Consider the following 24,735-nt stretch of genomic DNA (forward strand, 5'->3'; position numbering starts at 1 on the left):
AGAGCTGGAATGGAAAAATATCTTCGTATATTGGGCAAAGGTGATAGGGTTGGATTAACCTTGATTCGCCTGAGTATCGCGATTGTTTTTATCTGGATTGGGTTATTAAAATTTGTACCTTACGAAGCCGACAGCATTACGCCGTTTGTCGCCAATAGTCCGGTAATGTCATTTTTTTATGAGCATCCAGAAGAATACAAACAACATTTAACCCACGAAGGTGAATTCAAACCGCAGGAGCGTGAATGGCAGACGGCGAATAACACGTATACGTTCTCAAATGGCCTGGGCGTAGTCGAAGTTCTTATCGCTTTGCTGGTGCTGGCTAATCCTGTTAGCCGTTGGCTGGGATTAATTGGCGGCGTTCTGGCATTTGCCACACCAATTGTAACTTTATCATTTTTAATAACCACACCAGAAGCATGGGTGATGCCGCTGGGTGATTTACACCACGGATTTCCGTACTTGTCAGGCGCTGGACGGTTGGTGTTAAAAGATACGTTAATGTTGGCGGGAGCGGTGATGATCATCGCGGATTCTTCCCGATCAATTATTAAGCAAAAGTATTGAATTTTTAACGTTGTACCCTCTGCAAGACAGTAAGCCACTATAGTTCGATTCGGTAATTACCGGGCCAGCAGGACGCTGGCCTTTTTTTCTGCCCTAAGGGAAATTTATGTTATACATGAAATACAATGATTCGCTTTGCCACAATAACCAGTCGGACTTATATTACTGATTAATAATATAGTGACGTAAGCATCTTCTTTCTTCTTTCGATAGCGCACCAGTTCGCATATTGCGTAGTTCCTCCATCAAAATCCATTCATTTTTCTCTGTTTTTTTCTGTGCAATTCTTGCTATTTGTTATCTCAAAATGACACTTTAAAAAAAATTGTTATGCACTTTTGTTATAATTAATCAACACGTTCGCATGGTTTTAGGCATGACTTCAGCTAGAATTAACTTTGATTAAATGTTTTTACGTATCAATAAATGGCTAAAGATAGTTAAAAACTTAATTTTTAACCAACTGTTCGACATGGAATCCACTATGGTAATTAAGCACCAGGGGTGGATGCTGATCTCGCGTTTTGTGAGTAACCAAACGCGAGACATATCTTAAATATGGAAATAAGGGTTTTAGAATGAGCTTTGGATTAGCAAAGGAAGATAAGTTTGAAATCATAGCTACCCTTCGTGAAGAGCTGCACAAGAAAACGAAACTGGAAGTGTTATGTGAAAACAGTAGCGTTATCACGCAGTTAGAGAAGGTTGATTTCGAGCGGTTTGTTATTTCCTGGCACGAAGACATTGTTCCTGAAAAGGTCCAATACTTTATCCTGCACAGCGAAAGCGGGATTGTGAAATTTAGTGCCAGATTCGAGCAAACCCCATCAGCAGGTGCAGAAGTAGGATTATCCTACCTCATACCGGATTTGATTTTCTTTGCCCAGCAGAGACAAAATCAGCGTTTTTCCTTCATGAAGGGGTATGACTTTTTCTGTTTTGGTCGTTACAAAAATGGAGAAAACTACTCTTTCAAGATTAAAAATATCTCGCAGGGTGGTTGTGCGTTAATCGTTAAAGATGTAAACGCCCGTTTTCTTTATAAAGATGCGGTGATTAAAAATGCATCTCTGGATTTCGATACATTTGGCAGTTTACAACTGGACTTAAAAGTGATCGATGTCGTCCTGATCAATGAGTTTGATGAGGATAACCAGTTGTATTCCTGTCATCAGATCTCGTGTGAGTTTGATTTTAAAAATCGTCGTGAAGAAACTGAAGTCGAGAAAATTATTATTAAATTTTTAATGAGTAACAAGATTAGAAGCTTATAAGGAACGGTGAACAGGATGTTGATGTGTGGCAGTGATAATTTTGTGGGCAATGGTATGTTTGCCTACCTCACCAGCAAACATGTACCGATACAAACATTCCAGTTTGAGGATATGTTGCATCAGTCATCATTATGCCAGCATCAAACCATGGTTTTTAATATCATCGATAATGAACATGCGTGTTCGGACATTGTTCAGTTTTTGAATAAAAACCGATTCAAATTTTATAATAACGTCGTGGTGATTGTTGCTGATAGTTTGGTGGCGAAATTATGCGTAGAGTTATTATATGTCGAAAAAATAATAGTTTTGACTGAAAAATCTTCATTGCGTGATTTTGGTCAATTGGCGACATTATCAGTCGGGAAATGGAACCCCCGACTGTATCGTTCGCAGAAAAGATTAACCGAAAGAGAGCAGCAGATCCTGAACTTACTGGTAAGTGGTTATACAGCCAAAGAAATTTCTGAGTTAGTTAGCCTGAACTATAAAACGATTCAGGCACATAAGATGAGAGTCGTCGCCAAGCTTGGCCTGACCAATACCTCTGATTTAAATAAGTTAATTGTCAGATTTACCCATCGTATGTCTTTTTTACCCTAACCTGACCATTCTTTTCTGATGTAATACACCTAATAGTAGATACAATTCGGGAGTGATTTTGACTGGTTTTTAATGTTATGATTTGTAGAGGGAGAGGGGAATGTTTAATTCCAATGAGGTGCTAACTGCGCTTGAAAAGGCTTTGAATACCAGTCAACTTTATATGGTTTATCAGCCTATTTTCAATTTACATGCCCAGCGTATAAGTGGATTTGAAGCATTAATGCGTTGGAATAGTCCTCAGATGGGTATGATCTCTCCCGATGTTTTTATTACGTTACTGGAAGATAGCGGCAATATTATTTCAATTGAAGATATGGTTACTCACTCTCCGTGGGATGTTGCAACTTCCTGGCCTGACCCCATTGTATTATCCGTCAATATTTCCGCGCTTGAATTCTGCGATCCTCTGTTACCCCAACGCGTCAGACAAAATCTTGCCACCTCCGGATTGCCGGTCCATCGATGCCAAATAGAGGTCACCGAAACATCACCGCTGTACGACAGTCAGATTGCGGCTAAAAATATGACGGAATTAAAGGCGATAGGGGTCAAGCTTGCGCTTGATGATTTTGGAACCGGGCATGCTAATCTTAATTACCTGTTGAAATATCCTTTTGATACCTTAAAAATTGATAAAGAATTTGTAACTGGCATTGAACCCGACACCCGATCGACAAAGATTGTTGAGGGTATTATTTCACTGGCGCATAATTTTGGTATCGAAGTCCTTGCCGAAGGGGTGGAAACCCAGTCCCAACTGGACCGGTTGATGCAGATTGGTTGTGACAAAATTCAAGGCTTTTTCATTTCTCCCCCGGTGCAGGCACAAGAGATCCCTTCACTCTTAGCGCAATATAATCGTTAATCCCTCCGTATTTACGTTTCCCAATCCCTTGATTGTTCCACATTGCTGGTAAGTCTGTAGGCCTGATACGCGTCGCGCATCAGCACCCCTGTAATACTATAAGCAAAAAAAAGCCCCCTGCTGAACAGGAGGCTGGCGACTTTATGTCAGCTTAGAACGATTTCTTAAAGCCGATAGAGGCATTGACCGGCGCTTCGACTTGCGACTTACTGCCGCCGTTGCTGAATTGCGTACCCAGCTCACCGTAGACCTGCAGGTTTCTGTCGATAGACCATGACAGGCCGGCTGCAACTTCAGTGCTGGAGTACTGCTGTGAAGATTCCAGCGTAGTAGTGGCTACCGCATTGCTAAAGTGCGTTTTGTCTTTTGAACCCAGACCCTGCCAGACGTTAACCCTGCCGTACGGCTGGAATTTGCCATGGTTGGTGTCATAGTCAGCGACCAGACGCACGCCCAGACGCGCGGTAAAGGAGTCTGCGGTATCCATTTTCACTTTCGTTGGGGTCACACCATCCAGCGTGCTGTTATCAAAGTCGCTGTATTGGTAGATCAACTGAGCCTGAGGCTCCAGACTCCATGCGCTGGCGCCTAAACGGAACGATTTACCCACCTCTGTCGACGCCGTCAGCGTGTTGCCTCTGACGGTATACGAGCCGTTGTTACCGGTCGCCGCCAGGCGGGATTTATGGTTACCGTACTGCAGGACGTTATCAACATACATACCGTCACCCGAGAACCAGGTCGCATAGCCACCGACGTAAAATGCGTTGTCGTCGATGTTACCGCCTTTGCCATCGCTGCCTGTCTTCGTGCCTTTCACGTTGCTGTCGATATCAAGGATGCTGGTATACATCCCGGCTTTCCAGCTTTCGTTAGCATACATATCAACGCCGACCTGGATACCCATGGTATGGGAGCTGGTTTGCGTACCGGCCGCATCATCCAGTTTGGTTTTACCGGAGTAGCCAATCATTCTTGCCCAGGCGCGATTGTCTTCATCAATGCCCGGTTTAACCTCGTCCCCCATACGTTGGTGCATGTTACCTAACAGGCTAATATCACCCTGACGTACTACGCTGGCGAGGCCAGAATACAGCATGGTTTCTGGACGGTATTCACTTCTCAGATACCAGTTTTCACCCTGGCCCTGAGCATTACCCGCATGTAGTTGGTACTCAAACGCACCTGCAGCCATACGATCGGCGGCAAGATGGAAGGCATCCCGCGACGTTTGCGCGGTTGTGGTTGCGCCATTGAGCGCAGTCACCACTTCGATACCATCCCCAATGGTCGGCGCGCCAAGACCAGAGCCATCGACATCCAGCAGTGTGCTACCGCTGGCTTTACCGCCATCGATAATCAGACGGTCGGCAATGCCTGCTCCGCTACCATTCTGGATAGCTGCCATGTTGATAGTCCCTTTTTCGCCGGTGTAATCCCCTTTGACGGTTAAGGTTGTGCCAGTCTGCTGACCGATGAGCGAGACATCGCCACCGTTGCTCAGGCCCGCTACCGTCTGGTTATAGCCCTGCGTGTTCAACGTGGTGTCTGCGACTACATAGTGGTGTGATGCGCTACTCAGGGTGTTGGTATTACCCGCTTGCAGCACGCCGTTGGCGATCAACGTAGCGCCGCTGTAGCTGTTTTCACCTTGCAGCTCGGTAATGCCGCTACCGGTCTGATGCAACTGGCCTTTACCACTGATATTGCCGGTCAGCGCCAGGGTATCGCCACGATTGACGTTGAGTACGCCGTTATCAACGACATCCCCCTGAATGCTGCCAATATCACCGCCGTTACCCAGTTGTAAAACACCTTGTTCGATGGTGGTGCCACCGGTGTAGGTGTTATCCAGCGTCAGGGTGAGGGAGCCTTTACCGGTTTTGGTCAGTTGACCGTTACCTTCGACTTCCGTCAGCAGAGAAACGTCATGCCCGTTGGTGTCGAATGTCCCGCCGCCGGATTCCAGCGTCACCTGACGGGCAGTATCAAACGCTTCGCCATACTTCAGCGTACCGCCATTAAAGGTAATTCCCGTATCTGCCGCACCCAGGTTGGTATCACCCGCCACCTGCAGCGTCCCTGAGGTGATGGTGGTGCCACCGCTGTAAGTATTGTCGCCGGTGAGAATCAGCGTACCGAGATCGCCTTTATTCAGGCCGCCGGTACCGCGGATAACGCTGTCGATAGTGGCGGTGTAACTGGCGCCGTCTACTGTGCCATCGCCGACACGAATCAGGGTGTTTGCCGTGTCGGTGGTAATGGCTTCGCCGCCCACACGATAACCATCGGTGGCAAACTGCGCGCCGCTGATGATGACATCGCCTTTGCTGTTATCGACGGTTACGTTGCCCGCTTCACCCTGGAAGACGGCGAATGCGGCATCGGTAAACGGTGCGTTCAACGCGCCTTCTGGCGTCGATTCATCGGTGGTCCAGTTGTCGTTACCCTGGCTGGATTGCCAGATACCGTCGCCGCCGTTAATGACGCCGTTATTTTTCAGCTCGCCATTCTCACCGCCGGTGCCGTCCCAGAAGCGCAGCGTCAGTCCGGCGTGGTTGACCAGGTTGACCTGATTTTTCACCGATGTCTGCACGTACAGGCTGTCAGCTGCTTCCGGTGCGTTAGCAATATCCATCACATTGTTGGTCAATGTGCCGGTGTAGTTGATGACGCGGTAAACGCCCACATCAAAGCTTCCACCTGGTGAGGTTTCAATGTTGAGCTTACCGTCGAGCGTCAGATCGCCATTTACGTCAATCAAGTCGTTGAAGGCACCGCCCGGGGTATAAGCCTGACCAAACTGATAATCCAGTTGGGCATTATCACTGAGCGTCAGAGAACCGGTAGTGAGTTTACCCACACTGTTGATAGCTGCACCCGCGGTAATATGCGCGTCGTCCAGCACATCAACCGCGCCGCCGATAATACCGTTACCGCCGAGCGTTGCCCCGGATTTCACCGTCACCTGGCCGGTAGCCGCAGACTGATTACCGTTGACCAGCAGCACGCCTTCATTGACGTCTGTGGTGCCGGTGTAAGTGTTATCGCCGGTCAGCGTCAACGTACCGTCACCGATTTTCACCAGGCTGCCGTCGTTGCCGCTGATAATACCGCTGATGGTGTCATCAAGATGCAGATTACCCAGCGACAGTTCTTTATTGCCCAGTTCGACATTACCCGCGCCGGACAACGAGCCGATAGACGTTGCGCTGTCGACTGCGCTGATATCGACCTTACCGCCCACCAGGTTTTTAACGACGGTGTTCTCTGCCATCGCATAGTCAGCAAAGGTCATCAGTCCGCTGTTATTCACGGTGGCATTGCCCCCGCTGGCATTTTCTTCCAGCGCCAGGGTACTGTCTTTTGACACGTTAACCGTCGCGTTGCCCGCACTGGCGTTGTTGGTTAACACCGCTTTCGCCGTGCCCGTCAGGTTCAGCATTGCGCTTGCGGCGGTGACGTTATCCGCCAGCGTTAACAGGCTGTCGGCGATGTTCATAGTCAGGGATTTCAGGCTGGTATCTGTCCCGCTGACATTGAGCGTCGCACCCTTATTGACGTTCACGGTGCTGCTTTCATTACTGCCAAAGGCTCCGGTTTTGCTGACGTTGACCGTCACATTGTTGGCGTTTCCGGTACCGGCAATTTCGGTGTCGCCTTTGTAGCTGTTTGCGCGGTCGAGCGACAAGGTGCTGCCCGCATCGCTAGAGCTGCTGGTGACTTTCAGTTTACCCTCGCCGGTAATCTCACCGGTTGGCGTGAAGTGGTGCGAATTAAGGTCAAACACCGCAGCATTCTCATTCGCTCCCAGCTCAATGGTGCGATTGCTGGTCAGGTCCGCGCCCAGTTGCAGCGTTGAACCGTTATTGATGGCCAGGTCAGTTCCGCTCTGGCCGAGATTGCTGTCGGAGGAGATCTGCAACGTGCCGCCATCAATGCGCGTGCCGCCGCGATATTCGTTGTCACCGCTGAGGATCAGACGGCCAAGGTCGGTTTTCACCAGCGTCAGCTTGTCAGCAGTACTGGCCTCGCGGATAACGGACTCAATGGTCGCGGTATAGTTTTGCCCCGCGCCACCAGCGCCAACGCGCACCAGCAGTTCGCCAGTCCCCGGCGTCTGGCCTGCGTGGGTCGCGTTTTCCGTGGTGGCATACGCGTTAAGCGCATCGCCTTTAACGACATAGCCATCGGCATCAAACTGTGCTCCGGAGAAGTTAATTTCTCCCGCGGCGTTATCCACGGTAACGGTACCGCCTTTGGTGGTGAAGACGGCGAAGGACTTCTGTGCCCAAGGGGCGTTACCCTCACCGGTTGCGGTGGTCCAGTTGTTATCACCCTGACTGCCGATTGCCATCCATTTGCCATCGCCACCGTCAATTTTGCTGTCGCCTTCAATGCCCGACGCGCCGTGGCTCTGATTAACGGTTGCGCCGTCCCAGAACTGCAGGGTAACGCCGTTGGCATTCACCAGGTTGACCTGTTTGTCGATGGAGGTTTGAACAAAAATATTGCTCTTATCCTGGCTATTCGGTATCGCGCCTAATTCCAGCGTCTGGTTATCCAGCGTGCCACCGTAGTTATAGATACGGTACACGCCCGGTCCGAAGTTACCACCCTGTGAAGTGGTGACGTCCAGAGTCCCGTCCAGTTGCAGATCGCCTGCGACGTTAATCAGATCGTTTAGCGCGCCGCCTGGCGTATAGGCTTGACCCAGTTCGAAAGCGGAGGTCGTTTTGCTGCCAAGCTGCAGATTACCGTTAATGGATAACGTACCCGCACCGCCGTCACCGGCGCTGAGGGTAGAGGCATCGTTCATCAGCACGTCGCCGCCGATCACCCCGTTACCCCCCAGCGTCGCCGTACCGCTTACTTTGGTCACACCCGTCGCGGCACTCTGATTCCCTTTCACCAGTAGCGTACCGCTGGTGACGGTCGTGTCGCCGGTATAGGTGTTATTGCCCGTCAGGCGAGTAATACCGTTACCAATCTGCTGTAAAGCACCGATCCCGGAGATTACGCCGCCAAGCAGCACATCATCGGCCCGATTAATCGCCAGCACGCCATTGTCGATGATGTCAGACACGGCGTTGACTCCGCCTGTATTTCCGCCGTCACCCAACTGCAGAGTACCGGTTTGATCAATAGTGGTGGAGCCGGTATAGGTGTTGTTGGCGGTAAAGACAGTGGTGCCGCCTGCCGCGCGTTCAAACTTCCCATCACCGCTGATGACGCCGTTATAGATCTGCGCAGCCGTCGTGTCGCCCTGCGTGTCAAAGATGACCCGGCTGCCTGCACCCTGAGTCGTCACATTGTAGTCAGCGATGGTCGCGGCAGTGCTGGTGGACTCGCCGTGATCGCCGGTACGCAGCGTTGCGCCATTGGTAACCGCAATGGTTTTACTTGCCAGTTGCAGACGATCGACGATGCGCATATCTGCACTTGAACCGCTAATGGTCAGTGAGTCCCAACCCGTGCCGATGTTGGTACCGGTGGTCAGGTTATCGCTGCTCAGACTGCCAATTTTCGCACTGTTACCGTGTGTATTGGTGAAGGTGAGGGCGTTGCCACTGCCGGCTTCGGTAGTGATATGGCGCGTTTTATCCAGCGTCACATTGCCGATGTTGGCTTTATTGTTGCCGTCGGTTCCGGCGAAATTCACCTCGCCCGCAAAGGTTCCGCTTTGCCAGTTAAAGGTGTCCTTGCCTTCTCCAGTGTTGATCACGCCACTGGTGATACCCTGGCTGATATCAATGGTGTCATTGCCCTTGCCAGATTGAATCGCCACTGCCGTATCGTTGATAGCCTGAAGGGTACCGGTATTGGTGATTTTTTTATTGCTGTCACCGCTGGCATCAATAACGGGTGCGGTGGTGCTGACAGAGATAATTTTTCCGCTATTGGCTATTGCGCTAACATTTTTAGCGATGATTGCAGAACCACCTGCGCTGTCGTAGACGTTGATATTGGCATTGGTGGTGACCTTACCGTCCGTATTGGCGCGGATACCGCTGCCTTCGCTGTTATGCACCTCAACGGTATAGCCTTTACCGATGGTCAGATTGCCTGTCACTGCGTCACCATTGCGCTGCTCAAAGGCGAAGCCGGTACCTTTACCGTTAACGTTCAGAATGTTATTCAGGCCATCTTTCATGTTTAACGCGACGCTGGTACGGATCCCCGGACCGTCGTTGGCATTGATGGTGACATCATTGAGTGTGATATCGGTATTGTTGGCATCGTTTTGAATGCCCGCGCCAGTACCTTTGGCACTAATAATCACCCCTTTGGCAGCCAGCTTACCGGCCCCTGTGTCCAGGCGAATACCGTCAGCAGTGCCATTGGTGGTGATGGCATCGCCAGTATTACCAGTAATATTCAGGCTGGCGCCGTTGGTCAGCAGAACTCCTGCGGTTCCATCATCGACTTGAATCTGACCCAGTTTTTTAATCTGTGCGTTCGAACCCGAAGCTTGTACGCCAATGCCGTTACTCACATGTAAGGCAGCGGTCGCGTTATTGGTTAAACTCCCGCCTTGTTGCACGTTAACACCAATGCTGTCGGTGCTGGCAAGATCGATAATTGCCTGGGTATCGAGGATCAGGCTGCCCTGGTTCCTTGCCACATAGGCAATAACCTTGTTGCCGCTGGCTTCTGAAGTGATTTTTGCGTTTGAGGTGAGGATGGTCGGAGTGGCGCTACCTTCTGCGTTGCCATTCAACTGGTGAGCCTGACCGTCCACTACCCCGGCAATGGTTCTTTCACCGGTTAAATTGATGGTGGTTTTATCGCTGATGTTACCTGTGGCGCCGCCTTCAACCAGCAGCGCTGCGGAGTCGGTGCCCTGCACGGTGAACGTGGCTTCGCCGGTATCCACACTACTGCCTGTGCCCGTCGCTAATACGCCAACGGACTGTTCGCCGCTTAAGGTCAGGTCAAGGTTAGAGCTGGCCTGACCGTCAGGAGTGGTGGTGTTACCGGCCAGCATTGCACCATTGGCAATACGGAAAATGGTGGTGCGATCTTGCCCGTTGTCATTCATTACCGCCTGACCAATATTGGCGGTCGCGCCTTGACCATACAGGTAATAGCCAATCTGATCGGTGCTGTTGAATGCCGGGCTACTCAGGCTGTCGACGTTAGCGACGGCGTTATCACGCACGTGTACGCCGATGTTCCCGGCTTTGTTTAGCGTGATGTTGGAATAGACGTTGACCACTGCCTTTCCAACTTTGCCACCTTCAGCCCAGACGGCATAGTTACGGTTACCGACACTACCTTCACCATCAACTACGATAGAGCCTGAAGCGCTGGTCGTGGCTTCGGCATTTTTGTTAGTTGCGCTGACGTGGATGCCGACGTTGTTGGTGCCGTTGACGTTAATCTTGCCGTCGTTGCGGATTTCCTGATTATTTTCCGCGCCGCTGTCACGCACGGTGATACCGTAGTTCCTGCTACTCCCCGCGCTGGAATCGCCATTGATCACGATATTACCGGTATTGATGACGTTGCCGGTCGCGTTACCAATCAGCATACCCGCGGCGTTACGTACGCCGGTTCCCAGCGTGATAAGGCCGTTGTTAATCACCTCTTTGGCGCTCTTGGTCATGATCCCGGCGCTCAGGCTGGAACCGCCTGCCATGGTGACATCTTTAGACGGATCACTTGCGTTACGGCCAAGATAAATAGAGGCACCTGCGCTGTTGGTAAAGGTGGCGTTGTCGGCGACTTCTACGCCATAGGCGGTGCCTTTCGCATAGGATGCACCGTTTTTGCGCCCGTCCACGACGTTGATATCGCCGTTGTTGACCCCTTGAGCATTGTCAGACAGTTGCATACCAATGGCCAGCGTCAGCTCGCCAGCGGGTTTGTCCTTACTCCAAGGATCGGCGGCAGAAGCGGTACCGAAGTTATCGGTGGTGATCGCCTGGTTGATGGTGCCTTCGTTGGTGATTTGACTGGCGCCTTGCCCCTGCATACCAAATGCGCCATAGCTGTTGACGTTTTGGTTGCCGTCTTTATCAATAAACAGCCCGGAGTTGATGATCCCGTTGTTGGTTGCCGTCGCGTCTTTTGCCAGCATGCCAATCGCCAGGCTTTGCCCGGTAGACGTGCGTAATGCGTTCAGCTCACCAAGGTTAGTGATAACCCCACCATTAATGGCTTTCATCACGCCATTAATACTGCCGTCAACGGCAATAATCGCGTCTTTGTTCAAGGTGCCTGAGGTGCCTGCGCCGTTGGCGTAGATGGCATGTAACTCACCACGGCCAGCGGTCGCGTTGTTGGTATGTGACAAACCGTCGGTCCAGACGTCGTAATCCCAGCTGAGTATGTCAGCTGGCTTACCGGAGGTGAGCAGATTTTCAATCAGCCCAGCGTACTTTGTTTGTGCTGCGGTGACGGTTGTGACTTCCTCCGCATCTATCCACAGCTGGATTTGGCTGACTTTTTCACCATCAGGGTTGAGTGCCGCGTCGTCGCTTTTGCCCAACAGCCAGTCATTGAATTCGGCCAGTTCTTGTGTGTTGGTAATGGTAAATGTGCGCTCCCCGGTTTTGACGACCTGACCATCCTCGTCATAGCCATAGGTCATCAGCGAAAATTCATCGCCAAACACGGAGGTTTGCGCTGAACCGGTGAACGTTTTTTCAGGGATCACCGGGGCTGCGTTAAATTTTATATAGTTATCTGACTGCCAGTTCACCTGGCTTGCAGTACCTTGTGCTTCCAGCAGCGAGGAATCTTTTGCCAGCATTTCAATGGTATTGGCTTTGTCACGCACATTGAGGGTGTCGTTGCCAATATTCAGATTGGCAATGGAGCCATTTGTCGCCAGTGCGATACCAAATTGCTTATAGATTTCTGATTTCTGAGCATCAAAGGTGTTTAATACCGCATCGCCGACTTGCGCTTCGGTAAGAAAACCATTTAACTCATTGGTATCAAAGACTTTGATGGTCGTTTTTTCGCCGGGAAACGCCGGATCGTTGATATCAAATTCTGTGCTCTGCGAAGGCGTTGACGACTGGTTGTAAGTCAGGTATTCCGCCAGTTCTTCAGAGTTGGTAATGGTTTTTACGCTCTGGTCAGGGCTGGTCGCCAGCAGGGTGATTTTGCCGCTTTCCAGCAGTTCCCGGATAGTGGTTGATTCAACAACGCCGCTTTGACCCGGGCTAAATGTTGGGATTGCACCACTGATATTCAGTGCCTGACCAGTTGTGTTATCTTCATATAAGAAGCCGTAGTCGTGGATACCCTCATAAACCCCAGCGGAAATACCTGTCTTGAAGTCTTCATGAATATCGTGTTCACCCGTTGCGGTAATCTGGGCTGCAGAAGCCAGCAATGAAGCACCGCTTAATGCGCCAGCTGCCAGTACGGCGACAGTTTTACGCGAACTGCTTTTTTTCTTTCCTTTCGTTAATTCAGAAACGACCACCCAGATACCGAGCGCCGCGTTCCAAATAATGCTGTAAACTTTGTTCATATATAACCCTTGTCTACATTCCTGTTATGTATGTGTTAATACGTTGAGTTGTTGGCTATGGTTGGCACGCGGATGTGCTACCCGGTAATGGATTTTGGAAATAGGGTTCCCTTCCGTGCGATGCGGAATTAAAAAAGCGAGTCGAAAGAAAACCTCTTTAAATAATAACCGTGATAATTGTCCTTAAATAAGTCAGTTACGGCTGGCTATAGTGGGAAATGGTGTACTTGAGCCGGGTGTTATTTTTGCCGAGTTTTCTGGCAATATTGCTTTTGTACGCCCCGATGGTTTTTTCACTTTTTTGTGATGCCCCGGCGATTTGTGTCAGTGACCATCCTCGTGCAAGCATCATCATTACGTTAAATTCGTTAGCTGTAATTTTTGTGTGTAGTTCTTTGATACTTTGTTGTTTTTTGTTTTGCGTGATACGTGTGACGGTCTGTAATAGCTGATCAAGGCTGGTGTCTTGATCGAGAAATTGCATGTTCTTCCCGCAAACGGTTTGAAAAATGGCAAAGGTAGCTTCATCTGCCAAAACAATAATTTTGGTGACAGGTCGTAAAGCCATGTTGCGGATAATCCTGGCATATTTTAAAAAATCTGATTTGTCAGGATTAATGATGATGCAATCCGTTTCATAAGGGAGCATTTTGACAGCAGAAAGTGTCTGGGAGGAGTAGTACGTGATATCAATAAATAATGATGAGCCACGTAGGATTTCTCGCATGCCTAGCCAAGGGTAAATTGAGTCACCCAAAAAAATAGCTTTTGACATAACGATCTCCTTGAAATTTTGGTGCAAGCAGTCGCCTCTTTTTTTAGGTTAAAAAAGAGTTTCTTGCGACGCGTGAAATGTTAATTAAATCTCGTATAACGTTCTGTGCTGTGAACGTATCCTTATTAATTCCAGATCAAACAGAAATTCTCTGTATTAATTAGAATCATTAACTATCCTTAAAGTGGATATTACACTTTGTTAAAATTTAAGATAAATCGTTTATTTCAGCTCTGAGTAAATGATTGATAGATTTCGCTTATGGATCGGGATAATAATAAGAAGGAGGTTTGTATAAAGGCAGGGTATTCCTAGGGTTAAAGAAAGGTATTTATATGTAATGGCTTTAATTTCAATAAGATACTTATTTTTCTTCATGGGATTAATTGAGGGTAGGAGAATTCTTAATCCTGGCCAGGACACAGGAGGTGGAAGGTTAGGAGAAGAGGGAAATATTGCCGAATTTACACCTATCGGCTAAAAATAGTATTATTCCAGATGATATTCCTGCGTTAAAGCAAGTTATTAGTGTTTTATCCTTTTTTGGTCTTTTTGTGCCTAATGTTGAAATCTGGCTTGCAGGTATCATTTTGTCTTAATGCGCTAGCGATAGCGCTTAGCCCGCCAACAGCTCCTGCTCAACCTGTTGCACCTGTTGTTCCAGCGTATTGCGGATTTCCGTAAGCGCCCGTTGTTGATCGGAGAAGTAGGCCTCTTTATCTGTCACGGAGGTGGCAAGCCGCCAGGCGTTCTCCGCTTCCAGTTCGGTAATCTCTTTCAGCAGCGCGTTAATGTGTTCTCTGAGCTGTTGTATTTTGCTGCGTAAATGCTGCAAATCGTTCAATCGGTCACTCGCCATCATCGGTTCGAGGCCGCTTTGCAATTGAGTTAGTAGCGCCCGGACGGCGGCAAGATCGGCATTTTGGCGTGCCTGGTTAAGCTGCACCATCATCTGATGCGCTTTCTCTTTCAGATCATCGGCTACCACGTCCGGGTGGCAAAGACGGCTGGCCTGACGCCACAGGCGTTTTAGCTCATTACGTTCATCAGAGGAAAGCCGCTGGTCACGGCTAAAACGATGCTGCGCATCCTGCTGCTGCTCCTGATATTCATCATATTCATGGCTGGCCTCTTCCTGTGCCTGACGGGTTGCGCTGTCGTCCTGGCGAGAAAAGTCGTTTTCCAACTCACGAATCTCCGCCAGAAGGGCGGTAATCAGTTCCGTTTGTTGCTGAATACGTTGGCGTGTTTCCACCGATTCGCGCGAATCTGAATTCTGGTTCATCCAGTGCTGCTTGAGCCTTGCCAGTTGATCAACAGCCTGGGAAATATAGTGCTGGCAGGATTGATAGTCTTTTTCCCGGCGTTTTCGCTCCGCTTCCTGTTTGCGCTGGGCGCTGGCGGCGAGCTGTTTACGCAGTTCGAGAATGCGGCTCATCAGCGGTCCAAGACGGAGGTGATACAGATCGTTGAAATCATCGAGGATTTGAATGCGCGTGTTGCGCTTATCGATCAGATCACGCAGCTGTGTTTCGAGCGCTTTGAGTTCCAGCTTACTGGCGGCAATGGCTGGATCCTGCCACGTAGAGACTGCCCGTTGAGATTGCAGCCAGGCCGAGATTTCACGCAGGGCATCACTAAAACGTCGTTCTTCGATCGCCTGCACAATGGTGCCAGGTACGACTGACAAAGGTTCATTTTTAAGATGCGCCACCTGCTGGAAAATAATCTCCTCATCTTCCAGTTCAATAGCGCTTTTGATGATTTCCAGTCGTTTGATGATCTTATTCATGACAGTCGTTGCCTGGCCTGACTCAAAAACGAGTGCCTGAAACACAGCTGGTTCACCCGTTTGAAAATGTTAGAAAAACAGTAAAGCGCATTCTGTGGCCTGTCATGCCTTTTCGTCCAGAATAATTCACCGTAATTATGAACAAACGCAATGCTACGGGCATAGCAGGTCCTTATTGCGCCTTGCGACAACCAGGTTGAAATGTTAAAAGAAGCCCCTTCAATAAAAACGACACAGGGGAAGGGCGTGAAAAACGCGTCAACTGCATCTGACACCAGCGTGTCTGATGCCGCGTCAACAAATGAGCCGACGCTTCAACGAGGGTTGCAAAACCGCCATATTCAGTTAATTGCACTGGGCGGTGCAATTGGTACGGGCCTGTTTTTAGGCATTGGCCCGGCTATTCAGATGGCGGGACCTGCGGTGTTACTGGGTTACGGTGTGGCCGGGATCATCGCTTTTTTGATTATGCGTCAACTGGGCGAAATGGTAGTGGAAGAACCCGTTTCCGGATCCTTTGCCCACTTTGCCTATAAATACTGGGGACCGTTCGCGGGTTTTCTGTCCGGTTGGAACTACTGGGTGATGTTTGTGCTGGTCGGTATGGCGGAACTGACAGCGGCCGGGATCTATATGCAGTACTGGCTGCCCGATGTCCCGACCTGGATTTGGGCCGCGGCATTCTTCGTGATCATCAACGCCGTCAATCTGGTCAACGTACGTCTGTATGGCGAAACGGAATTCTGGTTCGCACTGATTAAAGTGCTGGCCATTATCGGCATGATAGGTTTTGGCGTGTGGATGCTGTTTTCCGGTAACGGCGGGGAACATGCAAGCATCGATAACCTGTGGCGTTACAACGGCTTTTTTGCTACCGGCTGGAATGGATTAATTCTGTCGCTGGCAGTGATTATGTTCTCCTTTGGCGGGCTGGAGCTTATCGGGATTACCGCCGCGGAAGCGCAGGATCCGCAGAAAAGCATTCCAAAGGCGGTAAACCAGGTGGTGTACCGTATCCTGCTGTTTTACATCGGTTCTCTGGTGGTGCTGTTGGCGCTATACCCGTGGGTGGAAGTGAAATCCAACAGCAGCCCGTTTGTGATGATTTTCCATAATCTTGATAGCAACGTGGTGGCTTCTGCGCTGAACTTTGTCATCCTGGTGGCTTCGCTGTCGGTGTATAACAGTGGCGTCTACTCTAACAGTCGTATGCTATTTGGTCTCTCGGTTCAGGGGAACGCGCCGAAGTTCTTAACCCGCGTCAGCCGTCGCGGCGTACCGGTGAATTCACTGATCCTTTCCGGTGCTATTACGTCGCTGGTGGTACTGATCAACTATGTGCTGCCGCAAAAGGCCTTTAGCCTGCTGATGGCGCTGGTGGTGGCGACGCTGCTGCTGAACTGGATTATGATCTGCCTGGCACATCTGCGATTCCGGGCGGCGATGCGTCGCAAGGGACGTGACACACAGTTTAAAGCGCTGCTGTATCCAGCAGGGAACTACCTGTGTATTGCTTTCCTTGGCATGATCCTGGTGCTGATGTGTACGATAGATGAGATGCGCCTGTCAGCTATCCTGCTGCCAGTGTGGATCATTTTCTTGTTTGTGGCCTTCAAACTGCTGCGTCGTAAGTCCCGCTAAGTTTCTACCGATCTCATCCTGGTGATGAGATCGGTGATTTATCTATTCTGCAGATTAACGCTGAAACGCGCCAGACAGTGCGCGAATATCGTTTCCGGTAGGCGACTGATGAATGCGCAGGCCAAACTCTTCGACCACGGCAAAGATATGGTCGAAGATATCAGCCTGAATACTTTCATATTCCAGCCAGACCACCGTATTGGTAAAAGCATAAATTTCGATTGGTAATCCGTGATCGTCTGGCGCAAGCTGGCGCACCATTAACGTCATATCTTTGCGAATACGCGGGTGATGACGCAAATATTCGTTCAGATAAGCGCGGAAGGTGCCAATATTGGTCATTTGGCGGTGATTCAATACCGATTCAGGCGCATCTAATTGCTGATTCCACGCGTCGATTTCCTGGTGACGCGTGGTCAAATACGGTTTCAGCAGGTGTGCTTTATGCAGTCGCTGACGCTCATCATCATCAAGAAAATGGATACTGGTGGCATCAATGCTGATGCTGCGTTTAATTCTCCGACCACCTGAAGCCGACATTCCGCTCCAGTTTTTAAAAGAGTCTGATACCAGTGACCAGGTGGGGATCGTGGTGATGGTGTTATCCCAGTTGCGCACTTTGACGGTGGTTAAACCAATATCGATAACAGCACCGTCTGCACCGTATTTCGGCATTTCCAGCCAGTCGCCAAGCTTAAGCATGTCGTTGGCCGAGAGCTGTATTCCGGCCACCAGACCGAGAATCGGGTCTTTAAACACCAGCATTAGCACGGCTGCCATGGCACCCAGGCCGCTTATCAGTATTGCCGGCGATTGACCTATCAGCAGGGAAATCATCAGGATCCCGACCAGGATGGCGGCGATCAGTTTGATACCCTGAAATATACCTTTTAAGGGTAATTGGGATGCGGCTGGGAGCTTTTGTGACAGGTTAAGAATAACGTCCAGCAGAGAAAACAGGGACAGCAGGGCGTACATCATGATCCACAGCTGTGCGCAAGTCACTAATATATCTGCCGCTTCACTGCCTTTTTGTAGCCAGAGAGTGGCCTGTATATTGACGATGATACCTTGCAGCGTAAACGCCAGGCGGTGGAATAATTTGTTCTGCGTGATAATTTGCAACCACAGACGGGAACTGGTGCTGGCGCGTTTTTCAAATGCGCGTAATACCACCCAGTGCAAAATAACGTGAACAATAATGGCGGTGATAAAAATAATGCCAAAAATCATCACCAGCGAGGTAGTGTGATTTATTTCAATGCCGAGTTCTTCTACCTGAGATATCAATTCCTGCATAACGTCTCCTTAATAAACAGCGGTCTATGATGACCGCTGTGCGGAGCTTATGCAAATGCGGGGACTAGACTTCCGTCAGCGTTGTTTCCAGCGGCAGACGGGATTTCGGCAGCGCGGCGTTGAAATCTTCTACGCTGTGATGACCCACCGGGACCACCACTACGCTGGTGAAACCTTTTTCTTTCAGACCAAACTCTGCATCCATCACCGCCGCATCAAAGCCTTCGATCGGCACTGCATCCAGACCCATTGCTGCAACGCCCAGCAGGAAGTTACCAACGTTCAGATACACCTGTTTTGCCATCCAGTGGTTGTCATCTTTCAGTTCTTTGCGATGCATATCAGCAAAGAAGGTACGACCTTTGTGGTTTGCAGCTTTAGCTTCAGGGGTGGCGAAGCGGCCATCGCTCTCTTCCTGATCCACCACGCGCTCCAGCCACGCGTCGTCCATCGCCGTTTTGGCGCAGAACACTACTACGTGGGAAGCATCCAGCATTTTACGTTCGTTGAACACAAAGCCGCCGGCTGCGGATTTGGCCACACGCGCTTTACCTTCATCAGTGCTGGCAACGATAAAATGCCATGGCTGAGAGTTGGTGCTGGATGGGCTAAACTGCAGCAGCGTTTTTAATTTTTCGGCCTGCTCAGCGGTCAGTTTTTTAGTCGGATCGAATGCCTTAGTGGAGTAACGTTTTAAGGCGACAGAAACAATATCCATAACTACTCCTGGTGGTTTTTTATACCCTGCGGGTACGTTTTGTTTCAGCAGGGTACAGGGTTAGCAGGAAAAAGATAAGACAGGAAAATGCAAAAACACTTATCGGGGTTAACGATAAATCAGTCTGGACGCAGGCGTTTTTGATCCCGCTTCGGCAAGCCGTCAACGACGCGGTGCCAGGAATCATTCACCAGCTCTGCCAGTAATGACTCGGTAATGTCGTCGCCCGGATAGACCGAGATCCAGTGCTTTTTATTCATGTGATAGCCGGGTTTAATGCTGGGGTAGATCTGCTGGTTTAACAGTGATTTTTGCGGATCGGATTTCAGGTTAATAAGCGGACGTCCGCGAAGCTCCGTGACCAGCATAAAAATTTTACCGCCAACCTTGAATACATCGTATTCCGGGCCGAATGGCCAGCAGTGTTCGGTAAAAGGTAGTTCGAGCGCAAGGCGTTTCGCACAGGTAGGCAGGGTCAGGCCGTCCATTATTGTTCCTCGCGGGTTAGCGCGCGCCACATCGCTTCAAATCCCATCGATATGTATTCCTTGGCCCGGGCAGAGTCGCGGGCTGCGAACTCCATGGTGGTTTCCGCCAAAGAGAGAAAAAGGCCATCGCCGAAAGCTCGATATTCGTCAGACATAAACTCAGGTCGCACGGAGCGATGACAAAGATCGCGCAGTTCCGGGAACATATCGTCGGCCTGCTGTTCTGTTTCTTTGCTGATTTTCTCGCTAACGGCTAACTGGCGAATCGTGCGATGCCCACAGGTATGGTTCAGGCCCCAGCTAATGTAGCTGTTCCAGATATAGTGAGTCATGGTTTTGGCATCGGTCACGGAGCGATCCAGATTTGCCATCATCGACTGACAGAGATCGTGCTTTAAAAAGAGGTAAAGCTCGTTGATTAAATCATCTTTGGTCGCGAAATAGCGAAACAACGTTCCCTCCGCAACACCTGCATTGCGGGCAATTACGGCGGTAGACGCCGCAATACCTGATTGTGCAAATGCTGTGGTTGCAGCTTCCAGTAATGCCAATTTTTTGTCTTCACTCTTCGGACGAGCCACTACACTTTACCCTTAAGTTGTAAAAAGCATGATTGAATCACGGCCTTTGCAGCACCGCAACGGTGAATGTCAAAGATTGAAAATCATCTTGACGGCGAACTTTCGATTTCTATAATGAGTGCTTACTCACTCATAATCAAGAGTCAGTCACGCAAACCAGCGGAAAGGGGGCGTGTTTAAGGTCAGGATATGAAGCGTCTCACAGTTTGTGTGGTTGTTATTATGCTCATTGGCGCAGCTGCAAGTTTACCGTTTTTACTCAATGCCGGGTTTGGTCAGGCACCGAAAGGGGCACAGCTGAGTCAGGTTGAACAGTCACCGCACTATCGTGATGGACAGTTTCATAACCAGGTACCAACACCGGGCTATACCGGCAACAAAAGTATGCTGGCTGCCTGGTGGGAGTTTTTGGTCGCTAAGCGCGAAAATGCGCGGCCAGCACATCCGTTGCCATTGGTGGCGACCGATCTCGCCGGGTTATCTCCAGAGCAGGACACGCTTGTCTGGCTGGGTCACTCTTCGTGGTATTTGCAGCTGGCGGGTCAACGTATCCTGATCGATCCCGTGTTTAGCAACTATGCTGCACCGCTTTCATTCCTGAACAAAGCCTTTGCCGGTGATTATCCGTGGTCCGCACAGACGATGCCGGAGATCGATCTGCTCATTATCTCGCACGATCACTATGACCATCTGGATCTCGCTACGATCAAGGCGTTAATGCCGAAAATTAAGCGGGTGATTACGCCGCTTGGCGTAGGGTCACATCTACGTTATTGGGGAATGCGCGGCGAGATAATCGACGAGATGGACTGGAATCAATCCATCAGAGTAACGGATTCGCTGATCGTTCATGCGTTGCCAGCCCGTCATTTTTCGGGGAGAGGCATCAAGCGCAATCAGACGCTATGGGCGAGTTTCATGTTTGAAACGCCGGAGCAGAACGTTTATTACAGCGGCGATTCCGGCTATGGACCGCATTTTAAAGCCATCGGCGAGCAGTTTGGCTCGGTTGATTTGGCGATTATGGAGAACGGCCAGTATGACCATGACTGGAAGTTTATTCACATGATGCCGGAAGAGACGGCACAGGCTGCGGTCGATCTGCATGCGAAAGCCGTTCTACCAGGGCATGCAGGTCGTTTCGTTCTGGCGAAACATACCTGGGATGATCCTTACAAACGACTGGCGCTTGCCAGCCGTCGTTACGATTACCGATTGCTGACGCCAATGCTGGGTGAACCGGTAATACTGTCCGCACCGGACCAACTGTTTACGGCCTGGTGGCAACAGGTGACTCAATGAATACAGGGGAGAGCATGATGACGATTTCTGCTCAGGTAATTGATACGATTGTTGAATGGATTGATGATAATTTGAATCAACCATTGCGCATTGATGATATTGCACGCCATGCGGGATATTCAAAATGGCACCTGCAGCGTCTTTTTATGCAGTATAAAGGCGAAAGCCTCGGGCGTTACATTCGGGAACGCAAGCTGCTACTGGCCGCGCGCGATCTACGCGATACCGACCAGAAAGTGTACGACATCTGTTTGAAATACGGATTCGATTCGCAGCAGACCTTTACGCGTATTTTCACCCGTACGTTCAGCCAGCCGCCGGGCGCTTATCGCAAAGAAAATCATAGCCGAACGCATTAACAGCTAAGGGTTCTCGCGGGCCTAATCCGCCAGCGAGAACCAGCGCCGCCAGATGAAGCGCAAAACGAAATACTCAACCACCCCCAGCAGTAAAAACCATAGACAAAACAGCAAAGTATAAAACTGGTTGAGATCCATCAAATGAAAGGTGGCCACGAGTTTTTGCGCCAGTACCAGGCCAACTGAGGGGGCGGGCAGCAGCAGACAGGACAAAAATGCCAGCAACAGGATCCCGGCGGCGGTCATCAGTGATTCAAGCGGGTGTTTCATGGTATTGTTAAACTTGAGTTAAAAAGCCATTGTCCGGGATCTCTGTGGGCAACGCAAACGCCACGCTTACAGCCCGGCCCAAATCTCACAATGTTTTTTCACCAGACCACTCAGCGACCCGCCTTCGGCGACGAAGTCACGCATGTTTTGCGCCTCGTCATGACCATGCTTAACCTGCAGATGCAAGGCTTCAATCGCGCTGGCCGCGCCCACTTTATCCGCAGAGACAGTAACATTCTCCAGTAGTCGCAATGTGTCATCTGACAAGCGACAACCGTCGCCGGTATTGACGTCGGTGATGATTCCCGCCATACCAAAGCGACAGGCCTGAAAACGATTGAATTTATACAACAGGTAATCACGCTCCTGGTGCTTGAACGGACGTTTGGTGAGTAACCAGTGGGTGGTAGCCTGAATAAGCCCTGCCATATTGACCGCATGATCAAGGGTCAGTGGCGTATCCATTACCCGAACCTCTACCGTGCCAAAGTGCGGGCTGGGACGGATATCCCAGTGTAAATCTTTAATACTATCAATCATGCTGGTGTAAGCCAGTCGACGGAATAGCCCCTCGAATTCCTGCCAGTTATTCACCCATGGCATCGGGCCATTATCGGGAAATCCGGAGAATATATTCAGTCGCGCGCAGGCAAACCGCGTGTCGGACGTCTGCATATAAGGTGAAGCGGCAGAGAGCGCAATAAAATGCGGAACAAATCGCGACAGGCCGTGCAGAAGGTATATGGCATCGTCGCCGTTTGCGCAGCCGATATGCACATGCTGGCCAAATACCGTCGCCTGCTGAATGAGATAACCGAAGTTTTCCAGGTTACGCCGATAGCGTTCGTCATCGCAGACTTCCTGACGTTGCCATTTTTGAAATGGATGCGTACCCCCGCCACAAATGGCGAGGTGCTGCTCTGCAGCAACCCGCGTGATTATCTGCTGCATAGCGGATAATTCAGCACTCGCCTGGTCGATATTGCGACAAACTCCGGTCGCCATCTCCAGCATACTTTCCGTGATATCGTGCTTGACTTCTCCGGCGGTAAGCAGCGGCTTTACGGCGTCAATCAGCCGGGAAGAATCCTGGCTCAGGTCGTAGCCCGGAGGATTGACCACCTGCATTTCCAGTTCAATGCCTAACGTGAAAGGGTCAGAAACATGAAAATCGGGAAGTGGCATAAGACTCTCTTCAGCGTTGATTTTTAATCAGTATAGAAGGACGGCTGATTTTCTGTTCGTTGTCAGATATTCCCTGGTGACGCTTTGAAGGTGAAATGGCCGGTGTTATAACTATTTTTTACTTCGCAACTGGGGTTGAATCGTGCCGGAAATAAATCTTTATGGGCAGACCGTCGGCGATGTTGTGCCGGACTGGAATGGCGCTGCCGTACTGCCACGGGAAATGCTTGTCGGTCAATATTGTCGACTGGTTCCTCTGGATGCCGACAGCCATGCCGCCGATCTGTTTGATGCTTACGCGCAGGCACCGGACGATCGCGACTGGACCTGGCTTGCAAGCTCTCGCCCCACAAGCGTTGAGGCTGCAGCTTGTTGGGTTGAGGGGAAATCCACTGATTCCTCTCTGGTTCCCTATGCCGTCATTGAGCAGCGTTTCGGACGTGCCGTCGGACTGGTGTGTTTTATGGCGATCGAACGAGAGCACGGTTCGGTCGAAATTGGTCATGTGACCTGGTCACCGCGCATGAAAAATACGGTACTTGGCACCGAAAGCATCTGGCTGCTGCTGCGCCAGGCGTTTGCGTTGGGTTATCGTCGCGTGGAGTGGAAATGCGATTCTTTGAACACCGCTTCTCGACGGGCAGCGGAGCGCCTTGGGTTTATCTTCGAAGGACGCTTTCGCCAGAAGATTGTGCGCAAGGGTCGCAATCGCGACAGCGACTGGTTATCGATGATTGACGGCGAATGGCCCCAGTGTGACGCCGTGTTACAGCGCTGGCTGGCGGCGGAGAACTTTGATGAACATGGGCGGCAACGCCGGTCAATGGCTGACTTTGTTACAAAGTCGCTTCACACAGAGTAATGATGTTTTCATCATGCTGAAACCAGCGAACATTAACTTCCTGTCCGGCGAGGTTTTGCGAAAATGACGGGGTGATTTGCACCGTTAAGTGTGTCGCTGTGAGTGCAATTATTTTGGCGCTGGCAAAACCCGGCAGCTCTGATGCCTGCGCGGAAAATGTTTTATACACGCTCTCTTTGGCGGAAAACGCCAAGGTTAAGGCGAGCGGAAAGGGCAAAGGACTGAGCTGTAAAATTCGTTGTTCACAGTTATCGATAATGCCGCCAGTCAGCTCAACTGCGGTTTGCCGCGTAAAAATAGCTTCTATATCCAGTCCGACGGGATGCGTCGATATCACCGCCAGCGCAGTTGACGTACTGTGGCTGATGCTGCCAAACAACTTTTGTGGCCACAGCGGTTGTCGCTGCCCGCCGATGCCAGGCACAGTTTTGATACCGTATTCACGTAATGCATGTACTGCGGCAATACGCCCCGCTAAGTGCTCAGCTTTACGCTTACGCCCACAGGATTGAAGCTGAGTATGGTGGGGGAGCCAGAACAGGTCGTGCTCTTGGAAGGTGTCGGGATCGAACTCGACAATGTGCAGCGTGTGGTCTGCGAAAGTGAGCGTTGTGTGCGTTGTGTGCATCGTCGTTATTGTTTCCCTCTCCCCGTAGCG

18 protein-coding genes are annotated in these 24,735 nt (G+C 50.3%); 8 read left to right on the plus strand and 10 right to left on the minus strand.

The window, feature by feature from the left end:
- Nucleotides 1-9: 9 nt before the first annotated feature.
- The 4 genes from rclC to WC1_RS17760 all read left to right on the plus strand — a co-directional run bounded on the left by rclC (nucleotide 10) and on the right by WC1_RS17760 (nucleotide 3,315).
- The gene (gene rclC, locus WC1_RS17775; RefSeq protein WP_016149749.1) at nucleotides 10-570 is read left to right on the plus strand and encodes a reactive chlorine resistance membrane protein RclC; all 561 of its coding nucleotides are present in this window, start codon (nucleotides 10-12) and stop codon (nucleotides 568-570) included.
- A gap of 578 nt (nucleotides 571-1,148) precedes the next feature.
- The gene (locus WC1_RS17770; protein ID WP_003021965.1) at nucleotides 1,149-1,844 is read left to right on the plus strand and encodes a flagellar brake protein; all 696 of its coding nucleotides are present in this window, start codon (nucleotides 1,149-1,151) and stop codon (nucleotides 1,842-1,844) included.
- A 21-nt stretch (nucleotides 1,845-1,865) separates the two neighbouring features.
- Nucleotides 1,866-2,447: a helix-turn-helix domain-containing protein gene (locus WC1_RS17765; RefSeq protein WP_008319941.1), complete on the plus strand. Its 582-nt coding sequence runs from the start codon at nucleotides 1,866-1,868 to the stop codon at nucleotides 2,445-2,447.
- Nucleotides 2,448-2,547: 100 nt separating this feature from the next.
- A complete protein-coding gene (locus WC1_RS17760; protein WP_016149750.1) occupies nucleotides 2,548-3,315 on the plus strand; it encodes a putative bifunctional diguanylate cyclase/phosphodiesterase in 768 nt (255 codons plus the stop codon).
- A gap of 151 nt (nucleotides 3,316-3,466) precedes the next feature.
- Here the strand turns inward: WC1_RS17760 and WC1_RS17755 are convergent, their stop codons facing one another.
- The 3 genes from WC1_RS17755 to WC1_RS17745 all read right to left on the minus strand — a co-directional run bounded on the left by WC1_RS17755 (nucleotide 3,467) and on the right by WC1_RS17745 (nucleotide 15,372).
- Nucleotides 3,467-12,805, minus strand: a complete 9,339-nt coding sequence (locus WC1_RS17755) for an autotransporter outer membrane beta-barrel domain-containing protein (RefSeq protein ID WP_016149751.1) — start codon at nucleotides 12,803-12,805, stop codon at nucleotides 3,467-3,469.
- A 196-nt stretch (nucleotides 12,806-13,001) separates the two neighbouring features.
- On the minus strand, nucleotides 13,002-13,580 hold the full coding sequence (locus tag WC1_RS17750) for a LuxR C-terminal-related transcriptional regulator (RefSeq protein ID WP_003835695.1): 579 nt from the start codon (nucleotides 13,578-13,580) through the stop codon (nucleotides 13,002-13,004).
- A gap of 616 nt (nucleotides 13,581-14,196) precedes the next feature.
- Nucleotides 14,197-15,372: a coiled-coil domain-containing protein gene (locus WC1_RS17745; protein ID WP_016149752.1), complete on the minus strand. Its 1,176-nt coding sequence runs from the start codon at nucleotides 15,370-15,372 to the stop codon at nucleotides 14,197-14,199.
- A 246-nt stretch (nucleotides 15,373-15,618) separates the two neighbouring features.
- On the opposite strand from WC1_RS17745, the gene pheP reads away from it, so the two are divergent.
- A complete protein-coding gene (pheP, locus tag WC1_RS17740; RefSeq protein ID WP_032947920.1) occupies nucleotides 15,619-17,013 on the plus strand; it encodes a phenylalanine transporter in 1,395 nt (464 codons plus the stop codon).
- A 54-nt stretch (nucleotides 17,014-17,067) separates the two neighbouring features.
- Here pheP and WC1_RS17735 read toward each other — a convergent pair whose 3' ends face one another.
- The 4 genes from WC1_RS17735 to WC1_RS17720 all read right to left on the minus strand — a co-directional run bounded on the left by WC1_RS17735 (nucleotide 17,068) and on the right by WC1_RS17720 (nucleotide 20,099).
- On the minus strand, nucleotides 17,068-18,312 hold the full coding sequence (locus WC1_RS17735) for a mechanosensitive ion channel family protein (RefSeq protein ID WP_016149754.1): 1,245 nt from the start codon (nucleotides 18,310-18,312) through the stop codon (nucleotides 17,068-17,070).
- A gap of 64 nt (nucleotides 18,313-18,376) precedes the next feature.
- Entirely contained in the window at nucleotides 18,377-19,030 is a 654-nt protein-coding gene (nfsB, locus tag WC1_RS17730; RefSeq protein WP_003021982.1) for an oxygen-insensitive NAD(P)H nitroreductase, read from the minus strand.
- A gap of 119 nt (nucleotides 19,031-19,149) precedes the next feature.
- A complete protein-coding gene (locus tag WC1_RS17725) occupies nucleotides 19,150-19,518 on the minus strand; it encodes an MmcQ/YjbR family DNA-binding protein (RefSeq protein WP_016149755.1) in 369 nt (122 codons plus the stop codon).
- The gene (locus WC1_RS17720) at nucleotides 19,518-20,099 is read right to left on the minus strand and encodes a TetR/AcrR family transcriptional regulator (RefSeq protein ID WP_003835677.1); all 582 of its coding nucleotides are present in this window, start codon (nucleotides 20,097-20,099) and stop codon (nucleotides 19,518-19,520) included. Before WC1_RS17720 ends, WC1_RS17725 begins: the two co-directional genes overlap by 1 nt.
- Nucleotides 20,100-20,288: 189 nt before the next feature.
- Between WC1_RS17720 and WC1_RS17715 the strand changes: the two genes are divergently transcribed.
- Entirely contained in the window at nucleotides 20,289-21,401 is a 1,113-nt protein-coding gene (locus tag WC1_RS17715; protein ID WP_003835671.1) for an MBL fold metallo-hydrolase, read from the plus strand.
- Nucleotides 21,402-21,418: 17 nt separating this feature from the next.
- Nucleotides 21,419-21,760 (plus strand): RamA family antibiotic efflux transcriptional regulator, encoded by a 342-nt coding sequence (locus WC1_RS17710; protein WP_003021996.1) that lies wholly within the window; start codon nucleotides 21,419-21,421, stop codon nucleotides 21,758-21,760.
- A gap of 21 nt (nucleotides 21,761-21,781) precedes the next feature.
- Here WC1_RS17710 and WC1_RS17705 read toward each other — a convergent pair whose 3' ends face one another.
- A complete protein-coding gene (locus tag WC1_RS17705) occupies nucleotides 21,782-22,030 on the minus strand; it encodes a DUF1158 domain-containing protein (RefSeq protein ID WP_016149756.1) in 249 nt (82 codons plus the stop codon).
- Between the two features lie 66 nt (nucleotides 22,031-22,096).
- On the minus strand, nucleotides 22,097-23,215 hold the full coding sequence (locus WC1_RS17700; protein WP_016149757.1) for a YbdK family carboxylate-amine ligase: 1,119 nt from the start codon (nucleotides 23,213-23,215) through the stop codon (nucleotides 22,097-22,099).
- Between the two features lie 142 nt (nucleotides 23,216-23,357).
- Here WC1_RS17700 and WC1_RS17695 point away from each other — a divergent pair, with 142 nt between their 5' ends.
- Nucleotides 23,358-24,077 (plus strand): GNAT family N-acetyltransferase, encoded by a 720-nt coding sequence (locus tag WC1_RS17695; RefSeq protein WP_016149758.1) that lies wholly within the window; start codon nucleotides 23,358-23,360, stop codon nucleotides 24,075-24,077.
- On the opposite strand, the gene entD is transcribed toward WC1_RS17695, so the two are convergent.
- A complete protein-coding gene (entD, locus tag WC1_RS17690) occupies nucleotides 24,052-24,705 on the minus strand; it encodes an enterobactin synthase subunit EntD (protein ID WP_016149759.1) in 654 nt (217 codons plus the stop codon). The genes WC1_RS17695 and entD overlap by 26 nt on opposite strands.
- Nucleotides 24,706-24,735: the final 30 nt, after the last annotated feature.

The organism is Citrobacter sp. KTE30, assembly GCF_000398825.1.
GTDB classification, from domain to species: domain Bacteria; phylum Pseudomonadota; class Gammaproteobacteria; order Enterobacterales; family Enterobacteriaceae; genus Citrobacter; species Citrobacter freundii.

What these genes read in the sequence shown, in the direction of transcription:
- nfsB (WP_003021982.1), bottom strand. Translation starts at nt 19,030, where the DNA reads ATGGATATTGTTTCTGTCGCCTTAAAACGTTACTCCACTAAGGCATTC.
- WC1_RS17735 (WP_016149754.1), bottom strand. Translation starts at nt 18,312, where the DNA reads ATGCAGGAATTGATATCTCAGGTAGAAGAACTCGGCATTGAAATAAAT.
- WC1_RS17765 (WP_008319941.1), top strand. Translation starts at nt 1,866, where the DNA reads ATGTGTGGCAGTGATAATTTTGTGGGCAATGGTATGTTTGCCTACCTC.
- entD (WP_016149759.1), bottom strand. Translation starts at nt 24,705, where the DNA reads ATGCACACAACGCACACAACGCTCACTTTCGCAGACCACACGCTGCAC.
- WC1_RS17750 (WP_003835695.1), bottom strand. Translation starts at nt 13,580, where the DNA reads ATGTCAAAAGCTATTTTTTTGGGTGACTCAATTTACCCTTGGCTAGGC.
- WC1_RS17770 (WP_003021965.1), top strand. Translation starts at nt 1,149, where the DNA reads ATGAGCTTTGGATTAGCAAAGGAAGATAAGTTTGAAATCATAGCTACC.
- WC1_RS17745 (WP_016149752.1), bottom strand. Translation starts at nt 15,372, where the DNA reads ATGAATAAGATCATCAAACGACTGGAAATCATCAAAAGCGCTATTGAA.
- WC1_RS17760 (WP_016149750.1), top strand. Translation starts at nt 2,548, where the DNA reads ATGTTTAATTCCAATGAGGTGCTAACTGCGCTTGAAAAGGCTTTGAAT.
- WC1_RS17705 (WP_016149756.1), bottom strand. Translation starts at nt 22,030, where the DNA reads ATGAAACACCCGCTTGAATCACTGATGACCGCCGCCGGGATCCTGTTG.
- WC1_RS17755 (WP_016149751.1), bottom strand. Translation starts at nt 12,805, where the DNA reads ATGAACAAAGTTTACAGCATTATTTGGAACGCGGCGCTCGGTATCTGG.
- WC1_RS17715 (WP_003835671.1), top strand. Translation starts at nt 20,289, where the DNA reads ATGAAGCGTCTCACAGTTTGTGTGGTTGTTATTATGCTCATTGGCGCA.
- rclC (WP_016149749.1), top strand. Translation starts at nt 10, where the DNA reads ATGGAAAAATATCTTCGTATATTGGGCAAAGGTGATAGGGTTGGATTA.
- WC1_RS17710 (WP_003021996.1), top strand. Translation starts at nt 21,419, where the DNA reads ATGACGATTTCTGCTCAGGTAATTGATACGATTGTTGAATGGATTGAT.
- WC1_RS17700 (WP_016149757.1), bottom strand. Translation starts at nt 23,215, where the DNA reads ATGCCACTTCCCGATTTTCATGTTTCTGACCCTTTCACGTTAGGCATT.
- WC1_RS17725 (WP_016149755.1), bottom strand. Translation starts at nt 19,518, where the DNA reads ATGGACGGCCTGACCCTGCCTACCTGTGCGAAACGCCTTGCGCTCGAA.